Annotated in this window: 17 protein-coding genes; 7 read left to right on the forward strand and 10 right to left on the reverse strand. The window is 63.6% G+C overall.

Features of this window, described 5'->3' with window-relative positions; genetic code table 11:
- Positions 1-10 precede the first annotated feature (10 nt).
- Entirely contained in the window at positions 11-676 is a 666-nt protein-coding gene (locus NKI32_RS11755; RefSeq protein WP_023668644.1) for an HAD-IA family hydrolase, read from the reverse strand.
- A 180-nt stretch (positions 677-856) separates the two neighbouring features.
- Here NKI32_RS11755 and NKI32_RS11760 point away from each other — a divergent pair, with 180 nt between their 5' ends.
- Positions 857-1726 carry a transglutaminase-like domain-containing protein gene (locus tag NKI32_RS11760; protein ID WP_023693194.1) on the forward strand — a complete coding sequence of 290 codons (870 nt, stop codon included), beginning with the start codon at positions 857-859 and terminating at the stop codon, positions 1724-1726.
- Between the two features lie 387 nt (positions 1727-2113).
- Complete coding sequence (locus NKI32_RS11765) at positions 2114-3382, forward strand: class I SAM-dependent methyltransferase (protein WP_023742200.1); 1269 nt, start codon at positions 2114-2116, stop codon at positions 3380-3382.
- A gap of 66 nt (positions 3383-3448) precedes the next feature.
- On the opposite strand, the gene NKI32_RS11770 is transcribed toward NKI32_RS11765, so the two are convergent.
- Positions 3449-4186, reverse strand: coding sequence for an MOSC domain-containing protein (locus NKI32_RS11770; RefSeq protein ID WP_023742201.1), 738 nt, complete (start codon positions 4184-4186; stop codon positions 3449-3451).
- A gap of 9 nt (positions 4187-4195) precedes the next feature.
- Positions 4196-6151 (reverse strand): acetate--CoA ligase, encoded by a 1956-nt coding sequence (gene acs / locus NKI32_RS11775; protein WP_352747332.1) that lies wholly within the window; start codon positions 6149-6151, stop codon positions 4196-4198.
- Positions 6152-6456: 305 nt separating this feature from the next.
- On the opposite strand from acs, the gene NKI32_RS11780 reads away from it, so the two are divergent.
- Positions 6457-6729 (forward strand): usg protein, encoded by a 273-nt coding sequence (locus NKI32_RS11780; protein ID WP_023668649.1) that lies wholly within the window; start codon positions 6457-6459, stop codon positions 6727-6729.
- Between the two features lie 59 nt (positions 6730-6788).
- Here the strand turns inward: NKI32_RS11780 and NKI32_RS11785 are convergent, their stop codons facing one another.
- Both NKI32_RS11785 and NKI32_RS11790 read right to left on the reverse strand, forming a co-directional pair.
- Positions 6789-7823, reverse strand: a complete 1035-nt coding sequence (locus tag NKI32_RS11785; RefSeq protein WP_352519143.1) for an aldo/keto reductase — start codon at positions 7821-7823, stop codon at positions 6789-6791.
- 44 nt (positions 7824-7867) lie between these two features.
- Positions 7868-9049 (reverse strand): MFS transporter, encoded by a 1182-nt coding sequence (locus tag NKI32_RS11790; protein WP_353002676.1) that lies wholly within the window; start codon positions 9047-9049, stop codon positions 7868-7870.
- Positions 9050-9176: 127 nt separating this feature from the next.
- On the opposite strand from NKI32_RS11790, the gene NKI32_RS11795 reads away from it, so the two are divergent.
- Positions 9177-10085: a LysR family transcriptional regulator gene (locus NKI32_RS11795; RefSeq protein WP_353002677.1), complete on the forward strand. Its 909-nt coding sequence runs from the start codon at positions 9177-9179 to the stop codon at positions 10083-10085.
- A 51-nt stretch (positions 10086-10136) separates the two neighbouring features.
- On the opposite strand, the gene NKI32_RS11800 is transcribed toward NKI32_RS11795, so the two are convergent.
- The 4 genes from NKI32_RS11800 to NKI32_RS11815 all read right to left on the reverse strand — a co-directional run bounded on the left by NKI32_RS11800 (position 10137) and on the right by NKI32_RS11815 (position 12728).
- A complete protein-coding gene (locus NKI32_RS11800; protein ID WP_023668653.1) occupies positions 10137-11186 on the reverse strand; it encodes an aldo/keto reductase in 1050 nt (349 codons plus the stop codon).
- Between the two features lie 134 nt (positions 11187-11320).
- On the reverse strand, positions 11321-11722 hold the full coding sequence (locus NKI32_RS11805) for a type II toxin-antitoxin system VapC family toxin (protein ID WP_023684083.1): 402 nt from the start codon (positions 11720-11722) through the stop codon (positions 11321-11323).
- Positions 11722-11976: a type II toxin-antitoxin system Phd/YefM family antitoxin gene (locus tag NKI32_RS11810; protein ID WP_023684084.1), complete on the reverse strand. Its 255-nt coding sequence runs from the start codon at positions 11974-11976 to the stop codon at positions 11722-11724. Before NKI32_RS11810 ends, NKI32_RS11805 begins: the two co-directional genes overlap by 1 nt.
- Before the next feature lie 89 nt (positions 11977-12065).
- The gene (locus NKI32_RS11815) at positions 12066-12728 is read right to left on the reverse strand and encodes a YggS family pyridoxal phosphate-dependent enzyme (RefSeq protein ID WP_353002678.1); all 663 of its coding nucleotides are present in this window, start codon (positions 12726-12728) and stop codon (positions 12066-12068) included.
- Positions 12729-12876: 148 nt separating this feature from the next.
- On the opposite strand from NKI32_RS11815, the gene leuS reads away from it, so the two are divergent.
- On the forward strand, positions 12877-15504 hold the full coding sequence (leuS, locus tag NKI32_RS11820) for a leucine--tRNA ligase (RefSeq protein WP_023827097.1): 2628 nt from the start codon (positions 12877-12879) through the stop codon (positions 15502-15504).
- The gene (locus tag NKI32_RS11825) at positions 15491-16087 is read left to right on the forward strand and encodes an LPS assembly lipoprotein LptE (RefSeq protein ID WP_023698237.1); all 597 of its coding nucleotides are present in this window, start codon (positions 15491-15493) and stop codon (positions 16085-16087) included. Before leuS ends, NKI32_RS11825 begins: the two co-directional genes overlap by 14 nt.
- Before the next feature lie 83 nt (positions 16088-16170).
- Here the strand turns inward: NKI32_RS11825 and fsa are convergent, their stop codons facing one another.
- Positions 16171-16827, reverse strand: a complete 657-nt coding sequence (gene fsa / locus NKI32_RS11830; RefSeq protein WP_023688874.1) for a fructose-6-phosphate aldolase — start codon at positions 16825-16827, stop codon at positions 16171-16173.
- A 90-nt stretch (positions 16828-16917) separates the two neighbouring features.
- On the opposite strand from fsa, the gene NKI32_RS11835 reads away from it, so the two are divergent.
- Positions 16918-19101, forward strand: a complete 2184-nt coding sequence (locus NKI32_RS11835) for a primosomal protein N' (protein ID WP_353002679.1) — start codon at positions 16918-16920, stop codon at positions 19099-19101.
- The last annotated feature ends 80 nt before the right edge of the window (positions 19102-19181 follow it).

The following is a 19181-nucleotide window of genomic DNA, read 5'->3' on the forward strand; positions in this document are numbered from 1 at the left end:
CTCCAGTTCCTCAGGCCGCGCTGCGCTGTGCCCCCAGCGTCATCCAGCCGCTGTCATCGATGGCGATGGAGACGGTTTCGTAGCCGCCAATCGAGTTGTGCTGAGTCGTCATTGGATGCTGGTGAGTGGCGCTGATCACCATCACCGACGCGCCCGCTGCTTCCGCCGCCGCGATACCGGCCGGTGCGTCCTCGAAGACCAGACAGTCGCCGATGTCGACGCCGAGCCGTTTTGCCGCCAGCAGGAAACAGTCGGGCGCCGGTTTGCCGTGCGACACATCCTCGGCCGCGACCACCAAGGCGGGAACCGGGATGCCGGCGGCCCGCATGCGCAGCAGCGCCAACGGGCGCGGCGCGGAGGTGACGATCGCCCAGCGCTCGGCCGGCAGCGCGTTGAGAAACCGTACTGCGCCGGCGATCGGCAGCACGCCTTCGACATCGTCCGACTCGGCCTGCAACAGCACAAACGCCTCATGAACAGGGTCGACGCCGGGAAGCGCCAGCCTGGTGATGGTCTCGACCGCCCGCACGCCATGGATCGTCGGCAGGAAGGCTTCGACGTCGAGACCGTGCTTAAGCGCCCACGCCGCCCAGACGCGCTCGGCCGAGGCGATCGAATTGAGCACCGTGCCATCCATATCGAACAGGAACGCGGCGAATTTTCTGCCTGCAAACATCAGATTTTCCACGGGGTTAGGGATCGTTTCGGGAGGGTCGAAACATGTCGTGCGACCGTAACGTCGCCACGGCTGCCTGGGAAGCCGCGGGAGAGCCTTTTCGATAGTTCCAGGGAACCATGGTCCCGCCTCTGGCGTTTTGAGCATACTGTTTTCCACGGGATCGAAGGGGCAATCATTGTGCTGATCCGGCTCGGCTACGAAATCGCCATTGAATGCGTCGGCGCCACGCCGGTCATCTCGCTGCTTGATATCCACAGGGATCGTCAGGCCGACATCAAACGGCAGACGCGCGTGCTGACGTCGCCTTCAGTGCCGAGCAAGGTTTATCACGATCTGTTCGGCAATACCTGCCGCCGCTTCACCGCACCCGCCGGCAGTTTCCGCATTCTCTATGACGCAGCCGTCGAGGACAGCGGGGAGCCTGACGCGGTCAACACGCTGGCCAGGGAAGTGCCGGTGGCGGAACTGCCGGACGATGTGCTCGGCTACCTCCTCGGCAGCCGCTATTGCGAGACCGATCATCTGAGCAGTCTGGCCTGGCAGCTTTTCGGCCATGTTCCCTCCGGCTGGGCGCGGGTGCAGGCGATCGTCGACTATGTCCACAACCGGCTGTCCTTCGGCTATGGCTATGCGCGGTCGACGCGCACCGCAGCCCAAGCGCATGAGGAGCAGGTTGGTGTATGCCGCGACTTCGCCCATCTGGCGATCACGCTCTGCCGCTGCATGAACATCCCGGCCCGCTATGTGAACGGTTATCTCGGCGACATCGGCGTACCGGCCGACCCGGCGCCGATGGATTTTTCGGCCTGGATGGAAGTGTTCCTCGACGGCAAATGGTACACGTTCGACCCGCGTCATAATCGTCCGAGGATAGGCCGCGTGGTCATCGCGCGCGGTCGTGATGCCACGGATGTCCCGCTGCTGCACAGCTTCGGCCCGCACCAACTTTCGCTGTTCAAGGTCTGGACCTACGAGCAGGAAGGCAATCTGTTCAACCCGCCCTATCACGGCGTCGACAAGACGGTGAGCGCGCGGATGCTGGCGTGACCGGATTCTGATCCGCTTCGACACACAATCCGGAAATGGAAAAGGCCGCCGCTTCTTGACGAAGCCGGCGGCCTTCCGTGTTTCCGTCCGTGGCGCGGCCAATGGCGGCGACCGAGGTCACCCGCCGCGCTTATCGCGCCTTAACGGGAAGACTGCTTCCCGAAAGTGCAATCCGCTGAGGCCACGTTCTGGAAAACGAAATCACTCGACATCGGATCACCTCCTTTCGATTTGTTGAACACGTACAGATGATGGGGTGCGTTGCAGCAAAAAACAAGATGCCGATTTGAAATAGCTGGCGAGCCGCCTTTTGCGCCGGGTTGCGAAGAGCCGCGAGGGCGGGCAAAATCCATGCAAGGTGGATTGTCAGGACTCGGGAGGATGGCCATGGAGGCAGCCGAGAAGGCCGCGCGCATCGTGCGAACGGTGATCGAAACGCTGAAGCCGGGTTTTGCGGTCAAGCTGTGGACCGGCGAGCGGATCGGTCCCGCCACCGGGCCCGTGCTCACCATCAACGACCAGGACATCGTCTGGCAGGTGGTAAAGCGGCCATCACTGTCGACGCTGATCGAGATGTGGATTTCCAAGACGATAGACATCGAAGACGGGACGATTTTCGATTTTTATGCACTGCCGTCGCAAGGCAAGCTCAGGACCAAGCTCAAGTCGCTGCCGAAGCTGGCGATCCTGCGCGACCTGCCGGCGGTGCTCCTGTCACGCAAGCAGATGAGTGCACGCACCGATCTGTCGGGTCGCAACCCCTATGTCAGCGGGTCGAGCCAAGAGGCGATCCAGCATCACTACGACATTTCGAACGCCTTTTACCGGCTCTTCCTCGACGAGCGCATGGTCTACAGCTGCGGCTACTTTAAGGATTTCGCCGATGGCATCGACCAGGCGCAGGCCGACAAGCTCGACCATATCTGCCGCAAGCTGCGGCTGAAGCCGGGCGAAAAGCTGCTCGACATCGGCTGCGGCTGGGGCGCCATGCTGATCCATGCGGCCAAAAATTATGGCGTCGTCGGCCATGGCGTGTCGCTGTCGCAGGCGCAGACCGATCTCGCCCGCGAGCGCATCCGCGCCGAAGGGCTGCAGGACCGCATCACCATCGAGATCAAATCCTATGCGGAACTCAAAGGCTCCTTCGACAAGATATCGTCGATCGGCATGTTCGAGCATCTCGGCCTCGCCAACCACGCCACCTATTTCAAGACCATCGATCGCTTGCTGAAGCCCGGCGGCATCTATCTGCACCACGCCATCACCAGGCGCAGCAAGGGCGACTTGAAGAAAACCTTGCGCAAGGGGCCGGAGTTCAAGGCGCTGCTCAAATACATTTTCCCAGGCGGCGAACTCGACACGATCGGCATGACGCTGGGCAATCTGGAGGCGCATGGTTTCCTGGTCTACGACGTCGAGAATCTGCGCGAGCACTATGCGCGCACCTGCCGGCTGTGGGCCGAGCGGCTGCAGGCTCGCTTCGACGAGGCGGTCGCCGAAGTCGGCGAGGCCAAGGCACGGCTGTGGCTGCTTTATCTCACCGGCTGCTCGATCACCTTCGAGCGCGCCTCGGCGCAGATTTTTCAGACCGTCGTCACCAAACGCGCACGCGGCCCGAGCGGGCTACCGCCGACACGGGCGGATCTGTATCGGTAGGGATAGGATTCGGGGCCGAACCCCACGCTTTCCAAGGTCTGCGATTTGCTGCCTCGCGGTAGGGGCCTACACGAACCGCATCGGCGCGCCGATCTCGACGCGCGCCGGCCTGTACACAGTGCAATAGACGCCAAGATTGTGCGCGTTGTGGCGGACCAGATTGCGCAGGATGCCGGGATCGTGGTCGAAGCCGTCCTGGCTGATGATGGTGAAGCCGCAGCGGCGGCACGGCTCCGAGACGGTCACCAGCAGATCGCCGATGGCGAGCTTGCGGCCAATCCATTCGGTCTCGGGAAACGAGCCTTCGACCGCCGCCATGTCGACGACTATGTTGGGGCGGAAGCGGCGCGGATCGGGAATGCCTTCAGGGTGCAGCGCCTTGAGCCGCGCCAGCGATGCGGTGGTCAAGAGATGGATCGGCGCTTTGCGGTAGCGCGCCGCGGTGAGCGGGCCGGTGTAGCCGGGGGCGTTGTCCTGGCTGAACGGCCGGATCGAGGCGGCGAAGCCGAGATAGGTCGAGACGGCGCTGTCGCATTCAGCGCCCGGCGCTACCAGCCAGTCGCCGTCGGGAACGGCGATCTCCAGCTTGCGGTCCATGCTCAGCCGGGTGCGGATGCGCGGCACCTTGTGCCACTTGGCGTCGCGGTCGGGCCGCGCGATCTCATTGTCCGAGACATCGACAAGGCCGAACAGCCGGTCGCCGTCGATGGTTTCAAGGCCGACCGAAATGGCGTCCTGGCGTTCGCCGGCAAGCGAACTTGCAGGGTAACGCCAGAGCTCCGTGACTGCGCCCAGTGCAGCCATCAAATCCCCTCAGCCCTTCTTGTTCTGGCGGTTGGCGATCAGATCATCGACCACGGCCGGATCGGCCAGTGTCGAGGTATCGCCGAGCGCGGAAAAATCGTCCTCGGCGATCTTGCGCAGGATACGGCGCATGATCTTGCCGGAGCGGGTTTTCGGCAGTCCGGGCGCGAATTGCAGCTTGTCGGGCGAGGCGATGGCGCCGATCTCCTTGCGGACATGGGCCACGAGCTCCTTGCGCAGTTCCTCGCTCGGCTCCACGCCTTTCATCAAGGTAACGTAGCTGTAGATGCCCTGGCCCTTGATGTCGTGGGGATAGCCGACGACAGCTGCTTCCGACACTTTCTCGTGGCTGACGAGCGCCGATTCGACCTCGGCCGTTCCCATGCGGTGGCCGGAAACGTTGATGACGTCGTCGACGCGGCCGGTGATCCAGTAATAGCCGTCGGCGTCGCGGCGACAGCCGTCTCCGGTGAAGTATTTGCCCTTGTAGGTGGAGAAATAGGTCTGCACGAAGCGGTCGTGATCGCCATAGACCGTGCGCATCTGGCCGGGCCAGGAATCGGCGATGCAGAGATTGCCGTCGGCCGCCCCTTCCAGCACCTTGCCTTCGCCGTCGACCAGTTGCGGTTTGATGCCGAAGAAGGGCCGCGTCGCCGAACCGGCCTTGAGGTCGGTGGCGCCGGGCAGCGGCGTGATCAGGATGCCGCCGGTCTCGGTCTGCCACCAGGTGTCGACGATCGGCACCTTGCCGTTGCCGACGACGTTGAAATACCACTCCCATGCTTCCGGATTGATCGGTTCGCCGACCGAGCCCAGCACGCGCAGCGACTTGCGCGAGGTCTTCTTCACCGGTTCGTCGCCGGCGCCCATCAGCGCGCGCAGTGCCGTCGGCGCAGTGTAGAAGATGTTGACCTTGTGCTTGTCGATGACTTCCCAGAAGCGCGACTGCGAGGGGTAGTTCGGCACGCCCTCGAACATCAGCGTGGTGGCGCCGTTGGCGAGCGGGCCATAGACGATATAGCTGTGGCCGGTGACCCAACCGACATCGGCGGTGCACCAGTAGATATCGCCATCATGGTAGTCGAAGACATATTGGTGGGTCATCGAGACATAGACGAGATAGCCGGCGGTGGTGTGCAGCACGCCCTTCGGCTTGCCGGTCGAGCCTGAGGTATAGAGGATGAACAGCGGATCCTCGGCCTTCATCTTCTCCGGCTTGCAGTCGCCTTTCACCGTGGCGATCTCGTCATGGTACCAGATGTCGCGTCCCTGGACCCAGCCGGTCTTGCCGCCGGTGCGGCGAACGACGACCACTTTTTCGACCTTGGTGCCGGCCTTGGCGGCGATTTCGATCGCTCTGTCGGTGTTTTCCTTCAGCGGGATCGGCTTGCCGCCGCGCAAGCCCTCGTCGGCCGTGATGACGAAGGTCGACTTGCAGTCATCGATGCGGCCGGCCAAGGCGTCCGGTGAAAAGCCGCCGAAGACGATCGAGTGAATGGCGCCGATGCGGGTGCAAGCCAGCATCGCGTAGGCCGCTTCCGGGATCATCGGCATGTAGATGGTGACGCGGTCGCCCTTCCTGACGCCGTGCTTCTTCATCACATTGGCGAGCCGGCAGACATGCTCGTAGAGCTCGTTATAGGTGATCTTCTTGTCGTCGTAGGGATTGTCGCCTTCCCAGATGATGGCTGTCTGGTTGCCGCGCTTCTTCAAATGGCGGTCGATGCAGTTGTAGGAGACGTTGGTTTCGCCGTCCTCGAACCATTTGATCGAGACCTTGCCCTCGAAGGAGGTGTTCTTGACCTTGCTGAACGGCTTGAACCAGTCGATGCGCTTGCCGTGCTTGCCCCAGAACTTGTCCGGATTCTTCACGCTGTCAGCATACCATTTGAGGTAGGTGTCATTGTCGATCAGCGCATTCTTCTTCCACGCCGGCTGGACGCGGTGGATCTTCACCTCGGACATGTCTTCACTTTCCTCCCAAACCACCCCGCCGGCTTGACCACAGCCAGGATCACGGCGACGCAGCCGCGAATTCGGCGGCATTATTAACAGTTCCGCGCTGACGGCAACATTAGACGTTGGATTCGCGTGGCGGGATGCCGCAGCTCCCGTTTCGGTTGTATCAGCACTCGGCAGCGGTCGCTGCTAACTGCATGTTTTCGTGCATAAAACCCGACTGGGATCAGGAAAATAATAGACAGTTAAGGAACGGCGCGCACAATTCGGTGTTGGGAGGAATGGAGAATCAACTAGGCCAAGGGGCTGTCATGCGCGATCATTCCGAAATGGACCTGATGCTCAAGGGGTATGGCCTGACCACGGCCAAGATTCTATACCATTTTCCCGACCACCCGCATCTGCTGCAGAGCTTCATCTGGCAGGATTACGATCTGGCGCCGAAGTTTCCGGTGCTGATCAAGTTCATCGAGTTCTGGAAGGCCAGGCTCGACGGGCCGCTGCATTCGATCAGCTACACGCACCAGAAGCTGATCGCGCCGAACGAATGGCGGAAGGTGGATGGGGAGTTCGTGCTGCACTGAGCGGCAGTATAGCTGATCTCCCCCGCGAGGGGGGAGATTGGCAGCTTCAACGTCGGCGATCACACCGCAGGCGGGTTCAGCCGGGCGAAACCTTCCTGGCGGCGATAGGGGAAGTACGGGTAGGGCGCGGTCACTTCGCTTGCGGCGTCGAGCTTTTTGACCTGCTCCGGCGTCAACGCCCAGCCGACGGCGCCGAGGTTCTGGCGCAGCTGTTCCTCGTTGCGGGCGCCGATGATGACCGAGGACACGGTCGGGCGCTGCAAGAGCCAGTTGATGGCGATCTGCGGCACGGTCTTGCCGGTCTCTTCAGCCATCGCATCAAGCGCATCCATGACCCGGTAGAGATGTTCGTCCGCGACCGGCGGGCCGAAATCGGCGGTGTCGTGCAGCCGGCTCGTTTCCGGCAGGGGCTGGCCGCGGCGGATCTTGCCGGTCAGGCGGCCCCAGCCGAGCGGGCTCCACACCAGCGCGCCGATGCCCTGGTCGATACCGAGCGGCATCAGCTCCCACTCATAGTCGCGGCCGACCAGCGAGTAGTAGACCTGGTGCGCAGCATAGCGCGGGTAGCCATGCTTGTCGGCCTCGGCCAGCGACTTCATCAGTTGCCAGCCGGAGAAGTTGGAGACGCCGACATAGCGCAGCTTGCCGGCGCGCACGAGGTCGTCCAGCGTCGACAACACCTCCTCGATCGGCGTGCCTGCATCGAAGGCGTGCAGCTGCAACAGGTCGATGTAATCGGTGCCCATGCGCTTCAGGGCGGCGTCGACGGCTTTGATCAGCCGCGAGCGCGACGAGCCGTAGTCGGCCGGTCTGTCGCCCATCGGCAGCGAAGTCTTGGTCGAGATCAGCACCGCGTCGCGGCGGCCTTTGATGGCTTCGCCAAGCACTTCCTCGGAGGCGCCGTTCGAATAGACATCGGCGGTGTCGAACAGATTGACGCCGGCCTCGAGGCAGATGTCGATCAGCCGCCGCGCTTCCTTGGCGTCGCTGTTGCCCCACGCCCCGAACAGCGGCCCGGAGCCGCCGAAAGTGCCGGCGCCGAAAGAGAGTGCGGGCACTTTCAGGCCCGATGCGCCGAGACGTCGATAATCCATTTTATGCTCCTTGATGATGTCGAAGACGGATTTGCGAGTGATGCTCATGACTGGGCGCAGACCGGCGCCCCGATTCTGGGGGCGCGATCGAGGCGCAGCGCCAGGGCAGCGACGCCAAGAGCCGCGACCGGCAGCAAAGCGGCGATCCAAGTTAGTGAGCCGAGGCCGAGGCCATGGGCAATCACCGCGCCGCCAAGCCAAGCGCCGGCGGCATTGCCGAGGTTGAAGGCGGCGATGTTGAAGGACGAGGCGAGGCTCTGGCCCGCGCCTTGCGCCTTGTCCAGCACCCACATCTGCAGCGGCGCCACGGTGGCGAAGGCGGCGGCACCAAGCAGGCCGACATAGATGACGGCCAGGATTTGGCTGTGGACGGCGAAGGTCATTGTGGCCAGCACCAACGCCAGCACCACGAGGCTGCCGAGCACCGCCGGCACCAACCAGCGGTCGGCGACCTTGCCGCCAAGCAGATTGCCGGCGATAAGACCGCCGCCGAAAACGAGCAGGATCGGCGACACGGCGGCTTCCCCAAAACCGGTGATCTCGGTGAGCAGCGGGGCGATGTAGGCGAAGACGGCGAAGACGCCGGCATAGCCGAGCACGGTGGTGGCGAGGCCGAGCATCACCGGCGTGCGGCGCAGCACGGCGAGGTCGGCGCGCAGATTGGTCTTCTCGGGCGCTTCCTTGCTGCGCGGCACCAGAAGCAGGATGACGGCAAAGGCTGCCAAGCCGACCAGGGTTACCGCCCAGAAGGTGGCGCGCCAGCCGAAGGCCTGGCCTAGCCAGGTGCCGAAGGGCACGCCGAGGATGTTGGCGATAGTCAGTCCGGTGAACATCAGCGCGATCGCCGAGGCTTTCTTGTTGGGCGCGACCAGGCCGGTGGCGACCACCGAGCCGACGCCAAAGAAAGTGCCATGGGCAAAGGCGGTGATGATGCGGGCGCCCATCAGCGTCCAGTAGTCGGGGGCGATCGCACAGGCGAGGTTGCCGAGCGTGAAGATCGCCATAAGGGCCAGAAGGACGGTCTTGCGGGGCCAGTTGCCGGTGGCGATGGTCAAAAGCGGCGCGCCGATGACGACGCCCAACGCGTAGCCCGAAATCAACTGGCCGGCGGCCGAGATCGAGACTCCGAGATCTTTGCTGACATCGATCAGCAGCCCCATGATGACGAATTCGGTGACGCCGATGCCGAAGGCGCCGGCAGCGAGGGCGTAGAGAGCAAGAGGCATGGCGGTTTCCAGTTCGAACTCGAATGAGCGCGCTATCCAGACCCGCGCCCCGACCGCAGAGATCGTGTTGCCATGCCTTGTGAACCAGACTTGCCTTGGGCATATTTCCTGTGAAATAGATTCACAGATGGCCAGACCCGACATCAACCGTTCCGGCGAGATCGAAGTGTTCGTCCGCGTCGTCGAGGCGAGCAGCTTCTCGGCTGCGGCTCGTTCGCTGCGTATGACACCGTCGGCGGTGAGCAAGCTGATCGCGCGACTGGAGGCAAGGCTCGGCGCGCGGCTGGTCACCCGCTCGACGCGCAAGCTGCAGCTGACGCCGGAAGGGACGGCGTTCTATGACAGCGGGGTGCGCATCTTGGCCGATATGGCGGCGGCCGAACGCGAGGCGGCCGTGGGTGCCGCGCCGCGCGGACGGCTGCGCGTCAACTCCTATGTGCCCTTCGGGGTGCATCGGCTGATCCCGCTGCTGCCTGATTTCCTCGAACGCTATCCCGAGATTTCGGTCGATCTGGTGCTGACCGACAGCGTCATCGATTTGATGGCTGAGCGTGCCGACGTCGCCATCCGCGCCGGGCCGCTCGGCGAATCGCGGCTGGTGGCGCGCAAGCTCGGGCAAACCCGGATGACGGTCGTTGCCGCACCGTCCTATCTCAAGACACATGGCACACCGCTGATTCCAGCCGATCTCAGCCGGCACAATCGCATGGCTTTCGGCTTTGTCCGGCATGTCGATGGCTGGCAGTTTGTCGACGCAGCTGACAATGCCATCACGGTTCCCATCGTGGGAAACACGCTGGTCGGCGATGGCGAGTCGATGCGGTTGATGGCGGTCGGCGGCGCCGGCATCGCCCGGCTGGCACACTGGCATGTGGCCGATGACATCGCGGCGGGGCGGCTGACGGCGCTGCTGGAGGATATCAATCCGGGCGACGAGGAGCCTACCCACGCCGTCTATGTCGGCCAGGGCCGGCATTTGCCCGCACGGGTGCGGGCGTTTCTCGACTTTCTGGTCGAGAGCGTGCGGATGAGCTGAAAAGACGTTGGGGAGCCAGATGACCCCCCAAGCATCAGGCGACAGCAGTGACTATTTCTTCGGGGTGAACGGCGCCGGGCGGCGACCGGCGCCCTGACGCTCCAGCATCCAGCCGGGATATTCGGCCGGCAGCGCGCTGACCTCATCCAGTCTGGCGAGATCGTCGGCGTCGAGCTTCACCTCGGCCGCGGCAAGGTTCTGCTCGAGCTGCTCCATGCGGCTGGCGCCGATGATGACGCTCATGACGAAAGGTTTGGCCAGGACATAGCCGAGCGCCACCGTGGCGACGCTGACGCCGTGCTTCTGGGCGATCTCGCGCATCACGGCGACAGCCGCCCAGGCGCGGTCCTCATCGACCGGCGGGAAGTTGAAGGCGGCGCGGCGGCCTTCGCCATTGCCGGGCGCGCCGGGGCCGTATTTGCCCGACAGCAGGCCGCCGGCCATTGGCGACCAGACCATCAGGCCGAGCTTTTCCTCGTTGATGAGCGGCACGATCTCGCGCTCGAGGTCGCGGCCGGCGATCGAGTAATAGGACTGGATGGTCTCGAAGCGGGAAAATCCCTTGCGCTCGGCAACGCCCAGCGCCTTGGCGATGCGCCAGGCCGCCCAGTTGGAGACGCCGACATAGCGGACCTTACCGCTGGCAACGAGATCGTCGAGCGCCCGCAGCGTCTCGTCGACTGGCGTCACGGTGTCGGTGCCGTGCAGCTGGTAGAGATCGATATGGTCTAGCTGCAGCCGCTCCAGGCTGCCCTCGACCGAATCCATGATGTGGCCGCGCGAAGAGCCGCGCTCGTTCGGGCCCTGGCCCATGGCGCCATGCACCTTGGTGGCAATGACGACGTCCGAGCGCTTGACGCCAAGATCCTTGAGCGACTGGCCAAGCAGGCGTTCGGACTGGCCGAATGAATAGACGTCGGCCGTGTCGAAGAAATTGACGCCGGCGGCGATGGAACGGGCAACGATGTCGTTGACGCCCTTCTGGTCGAGGCTGGCGATCAGGCCCCATTGGGCATTCTCGCCCGCGGCGCCGAAGGTCATGGTGCCGAGGCACAGTTCGGAGACGAACATCCCCGTATTTCCGAGTTGATTGTAGCGCATGGTGGCGGCTCCAGCAGATTGGTGATGACGCCAAGCAAATAGGAACGGTGCGTTTCGTTTCCAGTGGTGGCACAATGATGGACCGGCTCTGGCTCAACCTGCGGCCGACCCAACACCGGATCAACACAGGCGGGTCAGGCTTCCCAAGGGTTGAACATTGTGACGGCAGTATCGTCGAAATCGGCGACGTTGCGTGTGACCAGTATGAGATCGTGGAAGAGCGCCGTCGCGGCTATAAGCCCATCTGCGTCGCCGCGCGTGCGGATCGCGGAGATGCGACCCCATTGGGCAGCGATGTTCTCGTCTATGCCGAGAATTCGGTTTTCGTAGCTGTGGCGCAGACCGTGGAACCACGTTGCTAAATGGTTTGCAGTGTCGGGGTCGTTTCGCCGCTTCATTTCGATTCCGCGTGCGATTTCACCGAGCGTGATGACGCTTAGAAACAGAGACTGGCGCTCTTGCTTGATTATCCAATCCGCCACTGGCCCCCCTCGCTTTCGCGCATCCGACACGACGTTCGTGTCCAGAAGAAACATCAGAGGTCCACGTCTCGGCCGGGCCCCTTGGAGCGGCGATTGACCTCTTCGACGAAGTCGTCGTCCCATTCGGGACCGGAAAGAAGGTATTCCGCAAGTGAGGGCTTAGAGCCGACGAGCCTTTCGTATTCTTCAGCGGCCAACACGACAGCAGCGGGCTTTCCACGCAAGGTGATGGTCTGCGGGCCCTTTTCACGAGCCTGCTGAACCAGCTTCGAGAGATTGTTTTTTGCGTCCTGCAGATGCCAGTTCATGGAAGGTACCTAGCTAGCTTGGCTAGATATAGCATCGCTGCAGCGATGCAGCAACAATGCTACTGTTAGGGCGGCGAGATCACCGAGGTTTATCGGCCGCCGAAAATCGCCGAGCCGACGCGGACGCTGGTGGCGCCGAAGGCTATGGCGGTCTCGAAGTCGCCGGACATGCCCATCGACAGTTTTGCGACCCCGGCCTCCTTGCCGAGCTTTTCCAGCAGGGCGAAATGCGGGCCGGGGTTTTCGTCGGCCGGCGGGATGCACATCAGGCCTTCGATGGCGAGGCCATGGACATCGCGGCAGCGGGCGACGAAGGCGACGGCGTCGCGCGGGTCGATGCCGGCCTTTTGCGGCTCCGAACCGGTATTGACCTGGACATAAAGCTTTGGTGCGCGGCCCTGGCGCACGATCTCCTTGGCGAGCTCGGCGGCGATCTTCTCGCGGTCGACCGTCTCGATGACGTCGGCGAGCGCAACGGCTTCCTTCGCCTTGTTCGACTGCAGCGGGCCGATGAGATGAAGCTCGATGTCGGGGAATTCGGCTTTCAAGGCCGGCCATTTGCCTTGCGCTTCCTGCACGCGGTTTTCGCCGAAGACGCGCTGGCCAGCCTCGATGACCGGGCGGATGACGTCGGCCTTAAAAGTCTTCGACACCGCAACCAGCGTCACCGAACCGGCGTCGCGGCCGGCCTCGCGCTCGGCGGCAGCGATCCTCGTCTTGACGGCGAAAAACTGTTCGACGGCGCTGGCCATGTCCATATCCTGCCTGTCTTTAATCGTCTTGGCCGGCTCGCCGCAGTTGACGGGTCCGGCAATCCATGGTGAACACCGCGACGACATTTACCTTGGCCACCGGGCCTTGTCCGGCGGTCTGCGCCTGCTTTTAAGTGAAAATCATCCGATGGCAACCGAACGATACAATCCGCGCGCGTCAGAGCCCAAATGGCAGAAGGCCTGGGCCGAAAAGAAGCTGTTCGAAGCGCATAACAACGATCCAAAGCCGAAATACTACGTGCTGGAGATGTTCCCCTATCCCTCGGGGAAGATCCATATCGGCCACACCCGCAACTACACGATGGGCGATGTGGTGGCGCGCTACAAGCGGGCCAAGGGCTTCAACGTGCTGCACCCGATGGGCTGGGACGCTTTCGGCATGCCGGCCGAAAACGCGGCGATGCAGAACAAGGTCCATCCCAAGGAATGGACCTACGCCAACATCGCCGCCATGCGCGAGCAGCTCAAGATGATGGGCCTGTCGCTGGACTGGGCGCGTGAGTTCGCCACCTGCGACGTCGACTATTACCACCGCCAGCAGATGCTGTTCCTCGACTTCGTCGAAAAGGGGCTGGTGACGCGCAAATCCTCCAAGGTCAACTGGGACCCGGAGGACATGACGGTGCTCGCCAACGAGCAGGTCATCGACGGCCGTGGCTGGCGCTCGGGCGCGCTGGTCGAACAGCGCGAGCTGACGCAGTGGTTCTTCAAGATCACCGACTACGCGCAGGACCTGCTGGACTCGCTGAATGGTCTCGGCGAGTGGCCGGAAAAGGTCAAGCTGATGCAGCAGAACTGGATCGGCCGCTCGGAAGGGCTGCTGATCCGCTGGCCGCTGGCCGCTCCGGTTGGCGATGCGAAGGAACTGGAGGTCTACACGACCAGGCCCGACACCATTTTCGGCGCGTCGTTCATGGCGGTTGCCGCCGACCATCCGCTGGCCAGGAAGGCCGCCGAGACCAATCTCGATCTGGCCAAGTTCATCGACGAAATCAGGCATATGGGCACGTCGGTGGCCGCACTGGAGACGGCCGAGAAGAAAGGTTTCGACACCGGCATCCGCGTCGTGCATCCGTTCGACGACTCGTGGACCCTGCCGGTCTACGTCGCGAATTTCGTTTTGATGGAATACGGCACCGGCGCCATATTCGGCTGCCCGTCGGGCGACCAGCGCGACCTCGATTTCGCCAACAGATACGGCCTGCCGGTGATCCCGGTGGTGATGCCGGAAGATGCCGACGCCAAGACCTTCCATGTCACGGAAGAGGCCTATGTCGATGACGGCGTGATGATCAATTCGCGTTTCCTCGACGGCCTGAAGCCGGAGCAGGCGTTCGACGAGGTGGCAAAGCTCCTGGAGCAGAAGACCATAGGCGGGCGGCCAATGGCGGAGCGCAAGGTGAACTTCCGCTTGCGCGACTGGGGCATTTCGCGTCAGCGCTACTGGGGCTGCCCGATCCCGATGATCCATTGCGAGGATTGCGGCGTCGTGCCGGTGCCGAAGGCCGACCTGCCGGTCAAGCTGCCCGACGACATCGAGTTCGACCGTCCCGGCAATCCGCTCGACCGCCACCCGACCTGGCGGCATGTGAAGTGCCCGCAATGCGGCAAGGATGCGCGCCGCGAGACCGACACGATGGACACGTTCGTCGATTCGTCCTGGTATTTCGCGCGCTTCACCGCGCCCTGGGCCAATGAGCCGACGGAGCCCAAGGCTGCCGATGACTGGCTGGCCGTCGACCAGTATATTGGCGGCATCGAGCACGCGATCCTCCATCTGCTCTATTCGCGCTTCTTCACCCGCGCCATGCGTGCGACCGGGCATCTCGACCTGGCCGAGCCATTCAAGGGCCTGTTCACGCAAGGCATGGTGGTGCATGAGACCTACCGCGTCGGCGGTGCGTCGAACAATGGCCGCTGGCTGTCGCCGGCTGAGGTCAGGATCGAGGATGTCGGCGGCAAGCGCCGCGCCATCGAGATCGCCACCGGCGAAGAGGCGGCGATCGGCTCACTCGAAAAGATGTCGAAGTCGAAGAAGAATACGGTAAGCCCGGAAGACATCACCGACGGCTACGGCGCCGACACCGCACGCTGGTTCATGCTGTCGGATTCGCCGCCCGAGCGCGACGTCGAGTGGACGGACGATGGCGCCGCCGGCGCGCACCGTTTCATCCAGCGTGTCTGGCGCCTGGTGTCGATCGCCGCCGAGACGCTCGATGGCGTCAAGCCACAGGCGGCGCAGGATGGCGAGGCCGGTGCCGTTTCCAAGGCCGCGCACAAGATCCTGAAAGCGATCGGCGAGGATATCGAGAAGCTCGGCTTCAACCGGGCCATCGCCCGCATCTACGAACTTGCCAATGCCTTGACCGCGCCGCTCAACGACGTTGCCGAGGGCAAGGCCGATGCGGCGCTGAAAGGCGCCTGCCGCGAGGCGGTGGAGATCCTTGTGCATGTGGTCGCGCCGGTCATGCCGCATCTGGCCGAAGAGTGCTGGCACACGCTCGGCGGCACCGATCTGGTCGCCGAACGGCCATGGCCGGTCTACGACCCGGCGCTGGTGGTCGACAACGAGATCGTGCTGCCGGTTCAGGTCAACGGCAAGAAGCGCGGCGATTTGACAATTGCCCGCGACGCGGACCAAGGTGCGGTCGAAAAAGCGGTTCTGGCTCTCGACTTCGTGCAGAAAGCGCTGGAAGGTAAGGCGCCCCGCAAGGTGATCATCGTGCCGCAGAGGATCGTCAATGTCGTTGCCTGATTTCAAAAAGACGGGGCTTGACTTCGGAAAGACGACGCATGTGCTGCGCCGCACCGCGCTCTGCGGGCTGGTGGCCTCGATGACGCTGGTTTCGGCCTGCACGGTCAGGCCGCTCTATTCGAGCGCGCCGCTGACGGCAGGCTCGACTGTCAGCGCGTCGGCGGAGCTCGCCTCGATCGCGGTCAAGCCGGTCAAGACCCGCTATGCCCAGCAGGTCCGCAACAATCTGATCTTCGCCTTCGGCCAGGGTGCCGGCGAGACGACGGCACCGGTCTACATGCTCGATCTCGGTGTCACCGAACTGGTCGAATCGGCCGCGGTGGTGCAGATTCAGACCGACGAAGACGAGCCGACGGCAGGCACGGTGACGCTGACCGCAAACTATGTGCTGACCGATGCCAGGACCGGCGTGGTGATCGCAACCGGCAAGCGGTCGATCCCATCATCTTTCGACAAGCCGACGCAGGAGTTCGCCTCCTACCGGGCGCAGCTCGACGCCGAGAACCGCGCCGCACGCGAACTGGCTGAAATGGTGAGCCTGTCGGTCGCCCAGGATTTGGTCAGGCACGGCAAGAAGGCCTGAGCGTTTCCTAGCCTTGCCAACTCGACTTTAGCAGTCCGCAATAAAAAGGCCGGTTTCCCGGCCTTTTTGTATCGAACCCGATCTCAGCCGATCTTCTGGCCGGTCTTGGCCCAGTCGGCAGCGAACTGATCCAGGCCCTTGTCGGTCAACGGGTGCTTGACCAGCGCCTTCAGCGTCGCGGCCGGCGCGGTAACGACATCGGCGCCGATCAGGGCTGCCTGCTTGACGTGGTTCACGGTGCGAACCGAAGCGACGAGGATCTCGGTGTCGAAATCGTAATTGTCGTAGATCTGCCGGATCTCCTGGATCAGTTCCATGCCGTCCGCGCCGGTATCGTCGACGCGGCCGACGAAGGGCGAGATGAACGAGGCGCCGGCCTTGGCCGCCAGCAGCGCCTGGTTGGCCGAGAAGCACAGCGTTACATTGACCATGCGGTTCATCTCGGTGCGGATCGTCTTGCAGGCGCGCAGGCCGTCGAGCGTCAGCGGCACCTTGATGCAGACATTGTCGGCGATCTTGGCCAGGATGTTGGCCTCGGCCATCATGTCCTTGTATTCGACCGCAACAACCTCGGCCGAAACCGGGCCCTTGACGATGTCGCAGATTTGCTTGGTGACCTCGGCGATCTTGCCGCCGGATTTCAGGATCAGCGAGGGATTGGTGGTCACGCCGTCGAGCAGCCCCAGGTCGTTCAGTTCCTTGATGTCCTTGATGTCAGCGGTGTCGACAAAAAATTTCATGGGGGTCTCCTGAAAGATTTCCATGTGCATGCCATGCACATTCGGGGTTGCCCTTTGATCTAGACCAAAGTCGGGGCAAGGTCACGCCCGATGATCGAAGATTCGCCCTTTGTCGCAGCCGCGCCGGTGCTGGTGCCGATGCCCGCCGAACGGCCCTACACCTACGCTGTGCCCGCCGGCATGCGCGTGGTGCCGGGCTCGATCGTGCGCGTGCCGCTCGGTCCGCGCCAGGTTGCCGGCATCGTCTGGGATGGTGCGGTCGAGAATATCGACGCCAAAAAGCTGCGCCCGATCGAACAGGTCTTCGACTGCCCGCCGATCGACCGCGGCATGCGCCGCTTTGTCGACTGGCTGGCGCAGTACACGCTGTCGCCGCCCGGCATGGTGGCGCGCATGCTGTTGCGCGCGCCGGAGGCGTTCGATCCAGAACCGTGGATCGAGGGCCTGCAGCGAACCCTCGTCATGCCGGACCGGATGACGGATGCCAGGACGCGCGTGCTGGAGACGGCGGAAGGGGGGCTTGCCTGGACGCGATCCGGCCTGGCGCATGCGGCGGGCGTGTCGTCGACGGTTATCGAGGGACTCAAGGCGCAAGGCGTGTTCGAGACGGCGATGATCCCGCCTCGACCGGTGGTCGCCGCGCCCGATCCCTCCTACGCCATGCCGGAGCTGATGCCGGACCAGGCATACGCGGCCGCCATGCTGCGCGCCAATGTCGCGGCCGCTGCTTTCAACGTCACGCTGCTCGACGGCGTCACCGGCTCGGGCAAGACGGAAGTTTATTTCGAGGCGGTGGCGGCAGCCCTCGACCGGGGCAAGCAGGTGTTGATCCTTTTGCCGGAGATCGCGCTGACGCATGCCTTCCTCGAACGCTTTCAGCAGCGCTTCGGCGCCAAGCCGGCGGAATGGCATTCCGACCTGCCGCCCCGAATGCGCGAAAAGGTCTGGCGACAGGTGGCGGAAGGCGGCGTGCGCGTCGTCGCCGGCGCACGCTCGGCGCTGTTCCTGCCGTTCCGCGAGCTCGGGCTGATCGTCGTCGACGAGGAACACGACCCCGCCTACAAGCAGGAGGACCGTGTCTTCTACAATGCCCGCGACATGGCGGTGGTGCGCGGCCATATCAGCGGCTTCCCGGTGGTGCTGGCGTCGGCGACGCCGTCGGTCGAAAGCCGGGTCAATGCGAGCCAAGGTAAATACGATAGAGCGGTTCTCTCTGCCCGCTTCGCGGAGGCGGCGCTTCCGCATCTCAAATCGATCGACATGCGCCGCGCGCCGCCGGCGCGCGGGGGGTTTCTGTCGCCGCTGCTGATCGGTGAGATGCAACGTACGCTGGAGAAGAAGGAACAGTCGCTGCTGTTCCTCAACCGGCGCGGCTACGCGCCGCTGACGCTGTGCCGTGTCTGCGGCCACCGCTTCGGCTGCCCGGTTTGTTCGGCCTGGCTGGTCGAGCACCGCTTTCGCGGCCAACTCGTCTGCCATCATTGCGGGCACAATGAGAAGCGGCCGGAGGCTTGTCCGGAATGCGGCACGCTCGACCATCTGGTCGCCTGCGGGCCCGGCGTCGAGCGGATAGCTGAAGAAGTCGTGGCGCATTTCCCCGACTCGCGCACGATCGTCCTGTCATCCGATTTGATGGGCGGGGTGCGCCGGCTGCGGCTGGAGCTCGAGGCCATCGCCAATGGCGAGGCCGACATCGTCATCGGCACGCAGCTGGTCGCCAAGGGCCATAACTTTCCCAACATGACGCTGGTCGGCGTCGTCGATGCCGATCTCGGCCTCGCCAATGGCGATCCGCGCGCCGCTGAGCGCACCTTCCAATTGCTCAGCCAGGTGACTGGACGCGCCGGCCGCACCGGCAAGAAGAGCCTCGGCCTGCTGCAGACTTTCCAGCCGGACCATCCGGTGATGCGGGCGATCGTCTCGGGCGATGCCGAGGCCTTTTACGAACGCGAGATCACTGAGCGCGAACGGGCAGCCCTGCCGCCCTTCGGCAGGCTTGCCGGCGTCATCGTCAGTGCGGTGACGCGGGCCGAGGCCGAAGGCCACGCGCGCGGCCTGCGCCGTGCAGCACCCCAGGCCAGCGACCTGTTCGTGCTCGGCCCGGCCGAGGCGCCGCTGTCGCTGCTTGGTGGGCGCCATCGTTTCCGCTTGCTGATCCAGGGTGAAAAGCGCGCCGACATCCAAGGCTTCATCCGCACCATGCTGGCCGAAGGGCCGAAGCAGCGCGGCTCGGTTCGCGTGCAGGTCGACATCGATCCGCAGAGCTTCTTGTAAGCACAAAGGCTGACGACGCCGCCGGCTGCCCTATGCCGTTTTGTCAAGAAAGCTCAACATCTTAGCGCCGGCTAAAATGC

The sequence above is a fragment of the Mesorhizobium sp. M0761 genome, from assembly GCF_040320205.1.
Taxonomy (GTDB): Bacteria; Pseudomonadota; Alphaproteobacteria; order Rhizobiales; family Rhizobiaceae; genus Mesorhizobium.